We start from the raw sequence: 12,045 nt of genomic DNA, 5'->3' as shown, positions 1-12,045 counted from the left end.
GATCTATGCCGGCACGGGCGAGCGCATCTGGTACTACGCCTTCCGCGTGATCTGCGGGGTGATCTTCTTCTTCCTGATCGCGCCGATCCTGACGATCATCCCGCTGAGCTTCAACGCGCAGGACTTCTTCACCTTCACGCCCGAGATGCTGGCCTTCGACCCCGAGGGCTATTCGCTCAAGCATTACCGCGACTTCTTCACCAGCGAGGCCTGGCAGCAGGCGCTTTGGAACTCGCTCAAGATCGCGCCGATGGCGACCTTCCTGTCGGTGTCGCTTGGCACGCTGGCCGCGATCGGGCTGAGCCAGGCGCATGTGCCCTTCAAGCGCGCGATCATGGCGATCCTGATTTCGCCCATGATCGTGCCGCTGATCATTTCCGCCGCGGGCATGTATTTCTTCTACAGCCGCATCGGGCTGCAGGGCACCTACTGGGGCGTGGTGCTGGCCCATGCCGCGCTGGGCATTCCCTTCGTCATCATCACCGTGACGGCGACGCTGGTGGGCTTCGACCGATCGCTCACGCGGGCGGCGGCAAGCCTGGGGGCGAACCCGGTCACGACCTTCTTCAAGGTGCAGATGCCGTTGATTCTGCCCGGCGTGATCTCGGGCGGGCTATTCGCCTTCATCACCTCGTTCGACGAGGTCGTGGTGGTGCTGTTCGTCGGTTCGGCCAACCAGCAGACGCTGCCCTGGCGGATGTTCACCGGCCTGCGCGAGCAGATCAGCCCGACGATCCTGGCGGTTGCGACGATCCTGGTGGTGATCTCGATCTTCCTTCTGGCCACGGTCGAGATCCTGCGGCGGCGGTCCGAGCGTCTGCGCGGGCTCAGCCCGGGATGATCGCAGGGCCGGGCCGCTTGCCGCGCCATCCTGTTATACTATAACCTTCCGAGACATCCGGGCGGACGGTCCGCCCGCATCGATCCGGAGCCGCCCATGCCCAGGACTGCCCGCAGTCTTCTTGTCTGCCTTCTGACCCTGTCGGCGGCCTCCGCTTCCGGCGCCGACGAGCGGCGCGCGCTGGACGCCCATGTTCACGGCGAGGGGACCCTCGACATCGCCATCGACGGCGGGACGGTCACGCTGATCCTGGCCGCACCAGGTGCCGACATCGTGGGTTTCGAGCATAGGGCCGCGACGGCCGAGGATCGCGCGGCGATCGAGGCCGCGATCGCCGATCTGGCGCGGCCGCTTGACCTTTTCGTGCTTCCGGACGCGGCGGGCTGCACGGTGACGATGGCCGAGGTGTCGCTTCAGGGCGGCGACGAGGCGGACGATGGCCACGGCCACGGCAATGACCATGGGCATGACCACGGGGATGAGCATGGGGACGACCATGGGGCAGGGGACCACACCGAGTTCCACGCCGACTACACCCTGACCTGTGCCGCGCCCGAGGCGCTCGACCGGATCGACTTCCGCTATTTCGACCGTTTCGCGGGCGCGCAACGGCTTGCCGTCCAGATCGTGGGCGCTGGCCCGGCACAGGCCGTCACGGTCGGGCGCGACGCGCCCGAGATCGATCTGGGGGCACTCTTCTGAGCGACGCGACCGATCCCGTTCTTGCGCTTCATGGGGTCAGCTTCGCCTGGCCCGGGTCGGGTTTTTCGCTGGACGTGCCCGAGTTCCGGCTGGCGGCGGGGGAACGGCTGCTGCTGCTGGGGCGCAGCGGGTCGGGGAAGTCGACGCTTCTTGGCCTCGTGTCGGGCACGATCCGGCCGGGGGCGGGGCAGGTCACGCTTCTGGGGCGGGACCTTGCTTCCGTGAGCGGTGCGGCGATGGACCGGCTGAGGGGCGAAAGCTTCGGCATCATCTTCCAGCAATTCAACCTGCTGCCCTTCGCCACGGGTCTGGACAATGTGCTTTTGCCCCTCGGTTTCGCGCCGGCCCGCCGCAGCCGCTGCCCCGATCCGGCGGCCGAGGCACTGCGCCTTCTGTCCGCGCTGGGCCTGCCCGAGGACCTGATGCGCCGCGCGCCCGCCGCGCGGCTTAGCGTGGGCCAGCAGCAGCGCGTCGCCGTCGCGCGCGCGATGATCGGCCGCCCACCGATCATCCTTGCGGACGAGCCGACCTCGGCGCTGGATGCCGCCGCGCAGGGCGATTTCCTGTCGCTTCTGTTCGAGCAATGCGCGGCGACCGGCGCGGCGCTTCTGATGGTCAGCCACGACGACCGGCTTGCCGGGCGCTTCGACCGGGTGCTCGACATGGGCGCGGTCGTGCGGGCGGCGGCATGAGCCTGCTGCGCCTTGCCCTGCTGTCGCTGTGGGGGCGGCGCCTGACGGTGGGTCTGACGATCTTCGCCATCGCCCTGTCGGTGGCGCTGTTTCTGGGGGTCGAGAAGCTGCGGAGCGGCGCCAAGACAAGCTTCGCCGACACGATTTCCGGGACCGACCTGATCGTGGGGGCGCGGACCGGGGGCGTGCAACTGCTGCTGTATTCCGTGTTCCGTATCGGCAACGCCACCAACAACGTGACCTGGGCCAGCTACCAGGACCTCATCGCCCAGCCCGGCGTGGACTGGGCGGTGCCGATCTCGCTGGGTGACAGCCACCGGCAGTTCCGGGTGATGGGCACGACGACCGGCTTCTTCGAGAGATACCGATATCGCGGCGGGCGGACCCTGGACTTCGCCCAGGGCGCGCCCATGGTCGATCTTTTCGACGCCGTGGTGGGGGCCGACGTGGCGGCGACGCTTGGCTACCGCCTGGGCGATGCGATCGTCGTGTCCCACGGGCTTGCGTCCTTTACCGAACATTCCGATACGCCCTTCCGCGTCTCGGGCGTGCTTGCCAAGACCGGCACCCCGGTCGACCGCACGGTGATCGTCAGCCTCGAGGCGATCGAGGCGATTCATGTCGATTGGCAGGGCGGCGCGCAGCGCCCCGGCGATCCGACCCCGGTCGAGGCGATCCGGGCCATGGATCTGGCGCCCAAGGCGATCACCGCCGTCCTCGTGGGCGTGCAGTCGCCGGTTCAGATCTTCCGCCTGCAGCGCTGGGTCAACGACTATCCCGAGGAACCGCTGCTGGCGATCCTGCCGGGGGTCGCGCTGCAAGAGTTGTGGGGACTCGTCGGGGTGGCGGAAACCGCGCTGTTCGCGGTTTCGGCCATGGTCGTGGCGACCGCGCTTCTGGGCATGGCGGCGATGATCCTGTCGGGCCTGACCGAGCGGCGGCGCGAAATGGCGATCCTGCGTGCGATGGGGGCGGGGCCGCGCACCGTGATGGGCCTTCTGATGGGCGAGGCGGTGCTGATGGCGCTGGCCGGGGCCATCCTTGGCCTTGCGATCCTCTACCTTGGGCTTTGGGCCCTTCGTCCGTGGCTGGACGCGGCCTATGGTCTTTACCTGCCGATCGACCCGCCGGGCCGGCGCGAGTTTCAGATGCTGGCGGCGATCCTCGCCGCTGCCGCGATCGTGAGCCTGCTGCCCGCGCTTCGGGCCTACCGGATGTCGGTCGCGGACGGTATGATCCCCCGGCAATGAAGGCGCCCCGACCCACCCGCCCACCGACCGAACCCGAGACCGGATGCACCCGACCCGCCTGATCGCCCCGTTCCTGCTTTCGACCGCGCTTGCCGCGCAGGTCGCCCTGGCCTGCGCCTTCCACAACTATGCGCCGGGCAGCGGGCTTGTTGACCGGCTGATGGCCAGCGAACACATCGTGCTGGTGCGTCCCGACCCGGCCGATCCGACGGTGTTCGCCGTGGTCGAAGCACTCGAGGGGCCGGGCGACGACGTGGCGATCCCCGAGGCGGTCGACCCCGCGACGCTGGCCCGGCTTCAGGCCAACCCGGACGACGCGGTCCTCTTCGCGCGGGAAGAGGCCTATGGCCCCTGGACGCGGATCTCCTATGTCGGCCCGGGGTTCCGAGGTGTCCTGGACAAGGTCATGGCGCGCCTGCCCGACTGGGAACTGGCCGGGGACATGGGGCGGTTTTCGCTCTTTGCCGCCCATGTGGCTGACCCGGACCCCGACCTGTCCGAGGCGGCGCTGCGCGAGGTCGACCTGGCCGATTACTCGCTTCTGCGCCGCCTGCCGTTCCCCGACCTGGTCGAGCCGGCTCTGGCGCGGATCGACGACCCCGCCCAGGGCGACCTGCGGCCGATCCGCATTCTGCTGCTGGGGCTGTCGGCCGACCCGCGCGCCGAGGCCTATCTCTGGCCGGCCTTCGGGCGGGCGCTTGCCAGCGACGGCGCGGTGCTTGGCGCCTATGCCACCGCGCTGATCGAACTGGGCGGCGTGGCCACCGCAAACCGCCTTGTGGACGACGTTCTGCTGAACGCCGATCTGCCCATCGAGAAGCGCGAACTGGTGGTCGAGGCCTTCGCCCTTCACAGTCAGAGCGGGGCGCCCGAAACCGGCGCGGCGGCGCGCGCGGCGATCGGCAGGGCGCTGGCCGAGGCACCGGACCTTGCCGGCCCCGTCGCGCGGCAGTTCGGGATGCGCGGCGACTTCAGCCAGCATGAACCGCTGGCCGGATTGATGAACGAACGGAAGGTGGGGGCGATCGCCGACATGATGGCGGTTAGCCAGTACGTGATGTTCGCGCGGGAAGGGAACTAGGGGGCGGACCATGTGGTTTCGAAGGGATTTTCTGACATCGCTTCTTTCCGCTGTGGCGGCGGCGGCCACCGCCCGCGCGGCCCGCGCCCTTGACGACGCGGTGGTCGTGCTTGACTGGAGCGACCTTGCCCCCTCCCTTGGCGGCACCGAGATGGAGCGGCTGCGCGCGCTGGGCGTGGTGGAGCACGGCCAGCTCGACACCCCCTTCGACCAGGAGCTTGGCGGCCAGATCACCCATGCCTATGACGGCAAGCGGGTGCGAATCCCGGGCTTCCTTCTGCCGCTCGACTTCTCGGGGACGGGCGTGACGGACTTCCTGCTGGTGCCCTATGTCGGGGCCTGCATTCATGTCCCGCCACCGCCGCCGAATCAGCTGATCCTCGTCACCACGGACGCGCCCTATGAAAGCGACGGGCTGTTCGAGCCGGTCAGCGTCACCGGGACGATGACCTCGATGGCGGCCACGACCCAGTTTGCCGAAGTGGGCTATGCCATCGCCGCCGAGACGGTCGAGCCCTACGAGTTCTGACCGGGCGCCGCGGCGGACGCCAGAGCGGCCGACCCTAAACCAGATCGCCCGCGGGCGTCAGGCGCGACTTGCCGCCCAGCCACGGCACCAGCGCCTCGGGCAAGGTGACCGATCCGTCTTCCTGCTGGCCGTTCTCGAGCACCGCGATCAGCGTGCGGCCCACGGCCAGGCCCGAGCCGTTGAGCGTATGCACGAACTCGGGCTTGCCGCCGCCCTCGGGGCGGAAGCGCGCGTTCATGCGCCGGGCCTGGAAGTCGCCGCAGACCGAGACCGAGCTGATTTCGCGGTAGGTGTTCTGGCCGGGCAGCCAGACCTCGATGTCATGGGTCTTGCGCGCGCCAAAGCCCATGTCGCCGGTGCACAGGACCACGGTGCGGTAGGGCAGGCCAAGCCGTTCAAGGATGCCTTCGGCGCAGCGCGTCATGCGGGCGTGTTCCTCGAGCGAGCGGTCGGGGTGGGTGATCGACACCATCTCGACCTTCTCGAACTGGTGCTGGCGCAGCATCCCGGCGGTGTCCTTGCCCGCGCTGCCCGCCTCGGACCGGAAGCAGAGCGTGTGCGCGGTCATGCGGATCGGCAGGCTGGCTTCGTCAAGGATATCGCCCGCGACGGTGTTCGTCAGCGTGACCTCCGAAGTGGGGATCAGCCACCAGCCATTCGTCGTGCGATAGCTGTCCTCGGCGAATTTCGGAAGCTGGTTGGTGCCGTACATCGCCTCGTCGCGCACCAGGACCGGCGTCGCCATCTCGGTCAGGCCGTTCTCGGCGGTGTGGATGTCGAGCATGAACTGCGCCAGTGCCCGGTGAATGCGCGCCACCGCGCCCTTCAGCACGACGAAGCGCGCCCCCGACAGCTTCGCCGCGGTTTCGAAATCAAGGCCCTTCGCCGCGCCCGCGATCTCGAAATGCTCCTTGGGCTTGAACCCGGAGTTCCGCGGGGTGCCCCAGCGGCGGATCTCGACGTTGTCGTGTTCGTCTTCGCCGTCGGGCACCTCGTCGAGCGGCGCGTTGGGCAGGCCCATCAGGAACTCGGTCAGGCGGTCGTCCTGTTCCTTCGCCTCGGCTTCGAGACGGGCGATTTCGTCCTTCTTTTCGGCCACCAGGGCGCGCAGACGCTCGAACTCTGCCGTGTCGCCCCTGGCCTTGGCCGCGCCCACGTCCTTCGAGGCGGCGTTGCGGTCGGCCAGCGCGGTCTCGGCAGCCATGATGCGGGCGCGCCGCGCCTCGTCGATGGCCAGCACTTCGGCGGCGATGCCGTCCAGCCCGCGCCGGCGCATGACGCGGTCGAAAGCCTCGGGGTTCTCGCGGATGGCGCGGATATCGTGCATGGGTCGGCCTGTGGTCTGAAATCCGGGTTGATCGGCACTTCGCCGCCCCCATATGGCGCAAAGGCGGGGAAGTTTGAACCGGGAAATGCGCCTTGCGCGCGTCCCCCGGGGCTCTGCTTGCCAAGCCCCGCACCCGACTATAGGGTGCGCGCCAATTCAGAACCGTGGGCCGCGCGACGGCCCCATCGAGCTAACGGGGTCACCACATGTTTGTCACGCCTGCCTATGCGCAAGCGGCCGGGGGGGCGGGAAGCGCCGTCGCCAGCTTCGTTCCCCTGATCCTGATCTTCGCGATCATGTATTTTCTGCTGATCCGTCCCCAGCAGAAGAAGATCAAGGAGCACCAGAAGATGGTGCAGGCTCTGCGCCGGGGCGACCAGATCGTCACCCAGGGCGGGCTGATCGGCAAGGTTTCCAAAGTGAAGGAAGACGGCGAACTCGAGGTCGAGATCGCCGAGGGCGTGAAGGTCCGCGTCGTCCGCAACACCGTCGCACAGGTTCTGAGCAAGACCGAACCCGCGAACGCGAACTGACGTCCGGGGCCGGCCGATGCTGCAAATCGCCCTCTGGAAGCGGGTTCTGATCTGGTCCGCGCTTGCCGCGGGCCTGATCTTTTCGACGCCGAACCTCTTCTACGAGCGGGTCGAACGGCACAACGACGCCGCCGCCGAGATCGAGGCGCTGGGCGCCACGCCCGAGCGCGAGGCCGATCTGGCGCTGTGGCCGAACTGGATGCCGTCGTCGCTGGTCAACCTTGGGCTCGACCTGCGGGGCGGGGCGCATCTTCTGGCCGAGGTTCAGGTGGCCGACGTCTATGAGGGGCGGATGGATGGGCTTTGGCCCGAGGTGCGCGATGCGCTGCGCGATCAGCGCGCCGCCGTGGGTTCGGTCCGGCGCCAGCCGTCGCCGCCCGACGAACTGCGGGTGCGCATCTCGGAACCCGCGGGCCTTGCCGTCGCGCTTGAGACGGTGCGCGGACTGGCGCGGCCGGTCGCCACGCTGACCGGGGTGGGCGCCAGCGATATCGAGGTCGCCGGCGACGGTGACGAGATCATCGTGCGGCTGTCCGAGGCCGAGCGTCAGGCCACAGACGACCGCACCATCCAGCAGTCGCTCGAGATCATCCGCCGCCGCGTCGACGAGGTCGGCACGCGCGAACCCACGATCCAGCGCCAGGGCGAGGACCGCGTCCTGATCCAGGTGCCGGGTATCGGGTCGGCCGACGAACTGAAGGCGCTGATCGGCACCACCGCGCAGCTGACCTTCCACCCGGTCGTCGGCCGCACGGGCGAGGCCGGAGGCGACCTCGGCGCCGGCAACCTGCTCCTGCCGTCGATGGACGAACCCGGCGTCTTCTACATTGTCGAGCGCACGCCCGTGGTCACGGGCGAGGAACTTGTCGACGCGCAGCCGGCCTTCGACCAGAACGGGCGGCCGGCGGTGAACTTCCGCTTCAACCCGACCGGTGCGCGCAAGTTCGGCGACTACACCGCCGAGAACATCGGCTCTCCCTTCGCGATCGTGCTGGACGACGAAGTCGTGTCGGCGCCGGTCATCCAAAGCCATATCCCCGGCGGATCGGGGATCATCACCGGCAGCTTCTCGGTCGAGGAATCGACCAACCTCGCCGTGCTTCTGCGCGCCGGCGCGCTTCCGGCCGAACTAGTCTTCCTGGAAGAACGCACGATCGGCCCCGAACTTGGCCAGGATTCGATCGATGCGGGACGGATCGCGGCGCTTGTCGCTTTCGTGGCGGTCATGGTCTTCATGGCGGCGAGCTATGGCCTGTTCGGTCTTTTCGCCAATCTCGCGCTGATCCTGAACGTGGCGATGATGTTCGGGCTTCTGTCGGTGATCGGGGCGACACTGACGCTGCCGGGCATCGCGGGGATCGTTCTGACCATCGGCATGGCGGTGGATGCCAACGTGCTGGTCTTCGAACGGATCCGCGAAGAGCTGAAGACCGCAAAGGGCCCGGCCCGCGCGATCGAGCTTGGGTACGAGAAGGCGCTTTCGGCCATCGTCGATGCCAACATCACCACGTTCATCACCGCGGGAATCCTGTTCGCGCTGGGCTCGGGCCCGGTAAGGGGCTTCGCGATCACCCTGGGCCTGGGCATCCTGACGTCGGTCTTCACCGCGATCTTCGTGACGCGGCTGTTGATCGTGCTGTGGTTCGAACGGCGCCGCCCGCGCACAATCGAGGTCTGACCCCATGCGGCTGCGACTTGTTCCCGAGACCACGAACATCGATTTCTTCCGCTTCTGGAAGGCCACCTTCGGCATCTCGATCGTCGCCATGATCGTGTCGTTGGTGCTGTTCCTGACCATGGGGCTGAACTTCGGGATCGACTTCCGGGGCGGCACCACGATCCGCACCGAAAGCACGCAGGCCGTCAACGTGGGCACCTACCGCGAGGCGATCGCGCCCCTCGGCCTGGGCGACGTGTCGATCACCGAGGTCTTCGACCCGACCTTCGGCGCCGACCGGCATGTGGCGATGATCCGCATCCAGGCGCAGGAGGGCGAGGAAAGCGTCTCGCCCGCGGTCGTCAATTCCGTCGAGGTGGCGTTGCAGGCCGTGGACCCGGCGATTTCGTTCACTTCGGTCGAATCCGTCGGGCCCAAGGTCTCGGGCGAGTTGATCCGCACCGCGGTCATCGCCGTGATCGCGGCGATGGGGGCGATCCTCGTCTACATCTGGCTGCGCTTTGAATGGCAGTTCGCCATCGGCGCGGTTGTGGCGCTGATCCACGACGTGCTGCTGACCATCGGCATCTTCAGCCTGCTGCAGATCCGGTTCGACCTTGCGACCATCGCGGCGCTTCTGACGATCGTCGGCTATTCGATCAACGACACCGTGGTGATCTTCGACCGCCTGCGCGAGAACCTGATCAAGTACAAGAAGATGGCTTTGCGCGACGTGATGAACCTCAGCGTGAACGAGACGCTGAGTCGCACGCTGATGACCTCGGGCACCACGCTTCTGGCGCTGATCGCCCTGCTGATCCTGGGCGGCGACGTGATCCGGGGCTTCGTCTTCGCGATCACCTGGGGCGTGGTCGTCGGAACCTATTCGTCGGTCTATGTCGCCAAGAACGTGGTTCTGATGCTGGGCACCAAGCGCGACTGGTCGAAGCCCGACGCCGGCGCGGGAACGCAGTTCGGGAAGGCGGATGCCTGACTGGGCCCTGGCCGGGCTCACGCAGCCCGGTCTGCCCTGGCTGATGGCGCTCGCGGGGCTTGCCGGCGTCGTCTACGGCTTCGCGGGCTTCGGGTCGGCGCTGATCTTCATGCCGCTTGCCACCATCGTCGTGGCCCCGCTTCTGGCGGTGGCAGCCTTCGCCATCGCTTCGCTCAGCGCCATCTTCACCGTCCTGCCGCAGGCCTGGCGCGCCTCGGACCGGCGGGCCACGCTGACCATGCTGGCCGCCGCGCTGGCCGTGCTGCCATTGGGGGTCTGGGTGCTGCGCACCGGCGATCCCGTGATGCTGCGCTGGGCGGTATCGGCGGTGGTGCTGGCGACGCTTGCGGCCCTGGTGACCGGCTGGCGCTACCGGCAAAGCCCGGGCGTTCCGGCGTGGCTGGCGGTGGGCGGCGCGGTCGGGTTCCTGGGCGGGTCGGTCGGCCTGAACGGCCCGGCGATGGTGCTGTTCCAGTTGGGCGGGTCCGACAGCGTCGACCGCACCCGCGCCAACGCCATCGTGGTGCTGACGGTGTCGAGCGCGGCCTATGGTCCGATGATCGCCGCGCAGGGCGCGTTTCCGCCCGAGGCGCTGACCTTCGGCCTTGCCATGGCCGCCCCCTATGGCCTTGGCGCGCTGCTGGGGCGCAGGCTGTTTGATCCCGCGCGCGCGGGCCTGTATCGTCGCGTGGCCTATGGCATCATCGGGGCGGCGGCGCTTCTTGGCCTGCCGCTCTGGTCCTGAAAGGAACCGCGCCCATGCGCCTGACCGAAATCACCTATTCCGAGGCGCGTCCCATCGACGGCTACGGGCCGGGCTTCTTCCGCATCGGCGGCAAGGTCCTGGAAGGGGCGGTGTCGATCCTGCCCGGCGGCATCCGGGCGTGGGGCGGCTATGACGACACCGCGACGCTTGTCGCCGCCGCCGCCGAGATCGACGTTCTCTTCGTCGGAACCGGGGCCGAGATCGCGCAGATCCCTTCGGCCTTCCGCGCCACGCTGGAGGGCGCGGGTGTGGGGGTCGAGATCATGGCCTCGCCCGCGGCCTGCCGCACCTACAACGTGCTTCTTGCCGAAGGCCGCCGCGTCGGCCTTGCGCTGATCCCGGTCTGACGGCGGGGGCGCGGGTGACGGCAGCAACCGGTGCAGGGACCCTCGAGGTCCGCGACCTGACCTGCGCCCGGGGGGGCGTGCCGGTGCTTGCCGGCGTCAGCTTCCGGCTGGACCCGGGCGAGGTCCTTGTGCTGCGGGGGCCGAACGGGTCGGGCAAGACCACGCTTCTGCGCACGATCGCCCGGCTTCAGCCCCCCGTGACGGGCGAGATCCTGGCCCAGCCGGACGCCATCGCCTATGCCGGGCACGCCGACGGGCTGAAGGGCACACTGAGCGTGGCCGAGAACCTGCGCTTCTGGGCGGCGATCTATGGCACCTCGGGGATCGAGACGGCGCTTCGGGCCTTCGACCTTGCCGCCTTGCGCGACCGCGCGGCGCAGAACCTGTCGGCCGGGCAGAAACGGCGTCTGGGTCTTGCGCGGCTGATGGTCACCGGGCGGCCTGTGTGGGCGCTGGACGAGCCCACCGTCTCGCTTGACGCGGCAAGCGTGGGGCTGTTCGCCCGCGCGGTGGACGCGCATGTGGCGGCGGGGGGATCGGCGCTGATCGCCACGCATATCGACCTTGGGATCGAAGCGCGGCTGCTGGACGTGGCGCCCTTCAAGGCGGCCCCGCAGCAGGGCGGCGCCTTTGACGAGGCCTTCGCATGAGCGCGCTTCTTCTGCGCGACCTGCGCCTTGCGCTGCGCGCGGGGGGCGGCTTCGGGCTTGCGCTGGCCTTTTTCCTGATCGTGACGGTGCTTGTGCCCTTCGGCGTCGGACCCGAGGCCGGCACGCTCAGCGTGATTGCGCGCGGCGTGCTGTGGGTCGGCGCGCTTCTGGCCTGCCTTCTGTCGCTTGACCGGATCTTCGCGACCGACCACGAGGACGGATCGCTTGACCTGCTGGCCACCGCGCCGGTGCCGCTGGAGGGCGTGGTCGCCGTCAAGGCGCTGGCGCATTGGCTGACCACGGGGCTGCCGCTGACCCTGGCCGCGCCGGTGTTCGGCATCTTCCTCAACCTGCCCGCGCCGGCCTATGGCTGGCTGGTGGCGACGCTGGCGCTGGGAACGCCGGCCCTGTCGATGATCGGCGCCTTCGGCGCGGCGCTGACCGTGGGGCTGAAGCGGGGCGGGCTTCTTCTGTCGATCCTGGTGCTGCCGCTTTACGTGCCGACGCTGATCTTCGGCTCGGACGCGGTGCGTCGGGCGGCGGCGGGGCTCGACGTGGCGACGCCCGTTCTGATGCTGGCGGGCATCACGCTGGGCTGCCTTGCGCTTCTGCCGTTCGCGGCCGCCGCGGCGCTCCGCGTCAATCTGCGCTGAGGGGCTGACGGCCATGTGTCTTG

At 68.8% G+C, this 12,045-nt stretch carries 13 protein-coding genes and 1 pseudogene; 13 read left to right on the top strand and 1 reads right to left on the bottom strand.

Going from position 1 to position 12,045, the window contains the following annotated elements:
• Nucleotides 1–25: 25 nt before the first annotated feature.
• From ACRDNQ_RS15370 to ACRDNQ_RS15345, 6 genes and pseudogenes are all read left to right on the top strand, one after another.
• Nucleotides 26–841: pseudogene (locus ACRDNQ_RS15370) on the top strand (ABC transporter permease); the annotation flags it as partial.
• A gap of 96 nt (nucleotides 842–937) precedes the next feature.
• Nucleotides 938–1,543: a DUF2796 domain-containing protein gene (locus ACRDNQ_RS15365; protein ID WP_431829569.1), complete on the top strand. Its 606-nt coding sequence runs from the start codon at nucleotides 938–940 to the stop codon at nucleotides 1,541–1,543.
• Between the two features lie 74 nt (nucleotides 1,544–1,617).
• Complete coding sequence (locus ACRDNQ_RS15360) at nucleotides 1,618–2,235, top strand: ABC transporter ATP-binding protein (RefSeq protein WP_431829568.1); 618 nt, start codon at nucleotides 1,618–1,620, stop codon at nucleotides 2,233–2,235.
• Nucleotides 2,232–3,485, top strand: a complete 1,254-nt coding sequence (locus ACRDNQ_RS15355) for an ABC transporter permease (protein WP_431829567.1) — start codon at nucleotides 2,232–2,234, stop codon at nucleotides 3,483–3,485. The genes ACRDNQ_RS15360 and ACRDNQ_RS15355 overlap by 4 nt, the downstream gene beginning before the upstream one ends.
• A gap of 43 nt (nucleotides 3,486–3,528) precedes the next feature.
• Nucleotides 3,529–4,566, top strand: a complete 1,038-nt coding sequence (locus tag ACRDNQ_RS15350; RefSeq protein ID WP_431829566.1) for a hypothetical protein — start codon at nucleotides 3,529–3,531, stop codon at nucleotides 4,564–4,566.
• 10 nt (nucleotides 4,567–4,576) lie between these two features.
• Nucleotides 4,577–5,095 carry a DUF3299 domain-containing protein gene (locus ACRDNQ_RS15345; protein WP_431829565.1) on the top strand — a complete coding sequence of 173 codons (519 nt, stop codon included), beginning with the start codon at nucleotides 4,577–4,579 and terminating at the stop codon, nucleotides 5,093–5,095.
• 34 nt (nucleotides 5,096–5,129) lie between these two features.
• Here the strand turns inward: ACRDNQ_RS15345 and serS are convergent, their stop codons facing one another.
• Entirely contained in the window at nucleotides 5,130–6,422 is a 1,293-nt protein-coding gene (gene serS / locus ACRDNQ_RS15340; RefSeq protein ID WP_431829564.1) for a serine--tRNA ligase, read from the bottom strand.
• Between the two features lie 206 nt (nucleotides 6,423–6,628).
• Here serS and yajC point away from each other — a divergent pair, with 206 nt between their 5' ends.
• The 7 genes from yajC to ccmB are packed head-to-tail and all read left to right on the top strand — an operon-like array spanning nucleotide 6,629 to nucleotide 12,022.
• Nucleotides 6,629–6,955, top strand: coding sequence for a preprotein translocase subunit YajC (yajC, locus tag ACRDNQ_RS15335; RefSeq protein WP_431829563.1), 327 nt, complete (start codon nucleotides 6,629–6,631; stop codon nucleotides 6,953–6,955).
• A 16-nt stretch (nucleotides 6,956–6,971) separates the two neighbouring features.
• Nucleotides 6,972–8,633, top strand: coding sequence for a protein translocase subunit SecD (secD, locus tag ACRDNQ_RS15330; protein WP_431829562.1), 1,662 nt, complete (start codon nucleotides 6,972–6,974; stop codon nucleotides 8,631–8,633).
• Between the two features lie 4 nt (nucleotides 8,634–8,637).
• Nucleotides 8,638–9,606 (top strand): protein translocase subunit SecF, encoded by a 969-nt coding sequence (gene secF / locus ACRDNQ_RS15325; RefSeq protein ID WP_431829561.1) that lies wholly within the window; start codon nucleotides 8,638–8,640, stop codon nucleotides 9,604–9,606.
• Entirely contained in the window at nucleotides 9,599–10,351 is a 753-nt protein-coding gene (locus ACRDNQ_RS15320; RefSeq protein ID WP_431829560.1) for a sulfite exporter TauE/SafE family protein, read from the top strand. The genes secF and ACRDNQ_RS15320 overlap by 8 nt, the downstream gene beginning before the upstream one ends.
• Before the next feature lie 14 nt (nucleotides 10,352–10,365).
• Nucleotides 10,366–10,719, top strand: a complete 354-nt coding sequence (locus ACRDNQ_RS15315; protein ID WP_431829559.1) for an Mth938-like domain-containing protein — start codon at nucleotides 10,366–10,368, stop codon at nucleotides 10,717–10,719.
• Nucleotides 10,720–10,733: 14 nt separating this feature from the next.
• Nucleotides 10,734–11,369, top strand: a complete 636-nt coding sequence (gene ccmA / locus ACRDNQ_RS15310; protein WP_431829558.1) for a heme ABC exporter ATP-binding protein CcmA — start codon at nucleotides 10,734–10,736, stop codon at nucleotides 11,367–11,369.
• A complete protein-coding gene (gene ccmB / locus ACRDNQ_RS15305) occupies nucleotides 11,366–12,022 on the top strand; it encodes a heme exporter protein CcmB (protein WP_431829557.1) in 657 nt (218 codons plus the stop codon). The genes ccmA and ccmB overlap by 4 nt, the downstream gene beginning before the upstream one ends.
• Nucleotides 12,023–12,045: the final 23 nt, after the last annotated feature.

It is taken from the genome of Saliniferula longa (assembly GCF_050789285.1).
Taxonomy (GTDB): Bacteria; Pseudomonadota; Alphaproteobacteria; order Rhodobacterales; family Rhodobacteraceae; genus CAVPWP01.
This window is presented reverse-complemented; position numbering and strand designations above follow the sequence as displayed.

What these genes read in the sequence shown, in the direction of transcription:
- ACRDNQ_RS15315 (WP_431829559.1), top strand. Translation starts at nt 10,366, where the DNA reads ATGCGCCTGACCGAAATCACCTATTCCGAGGCGCGTCCCATCGACGGC.
- ACRDNQ_RS15365 (WP_431829569.1), top strand. Translation starts at nt 938, where the DNA reads ATGCCCAGGACTGCCCGCAGTCTTCTTGTCTGCCTTCTGACCCTGTCG.
- secD (WP_431829562.1), top strand. Translation starts at nt 6,972, where the DNA reads ATGCTGCAAATCGCCCTCTGGAAGCGGGTTCTGATCTGGTCCGCGCTT.
- serS (WP_431829564.1), bottom strand. Translation starts at nt 6,422, where the DNA reads ATGCACGATATCCGCGCCATCCGCGAGAACCCCGAGGCTTTCGACCGC.
- ACRDNQ_RS15345 (WP_431829565.1), top strand. Translation starts at nt 4,577, where the DNA reads ATGTGGTTTCGAAGGGATTTTCTGACATCGCTTCTTTCCGCTGTGGCG.
- ACRDNQ_RS15355 (WP_431829567.1), top strand. Translation starts at nt 2,232, where the DNA reads ATGAGCCTGCTGCGCCTTGCCCTGCTGTCGCTGTGGGGGCGGCGCCTG.
- secF (WP_431829561.1), top strand. Translation starts at nt 8,638, where the DNA reads ATGCGGCTGCGACTTGTTCCCGAGACCACGAACATCGATTTCTTCCGC.
- ccmB (WP_431829557.1), top strand. Translation starts at nt 11,366, where the DNA reads ATGAGCGCGCTTCTTCTGCGCGACCTGCGCCTTGCGCTGCGCGCGGGG.
- ACRDNQ_RS15350 (WP_431829566.1), top strand. Translation starts at nt 3,529, where the DNA reads ATGCACCCGACCCGCCTGATCGCCCCGTTCCTGCTTTCGACCGCGCTT.
- yajC (WP_431829563.1), top strand. Translation starts at nt 6,629, where the DNA reads ATGTTTGTCACGCCTGCCTATGCGCAAGCGGCCGGGGGGGCGGGAAGC.
- ACRDNQ_RS15320 (WP_431829560.1), top strand. Translation starts at nt 9,599, where the DNA reads ATGCCTGACTGGGCCCTGGCCGGGCTCACGCAGCCCGGTCTGCCCTGG.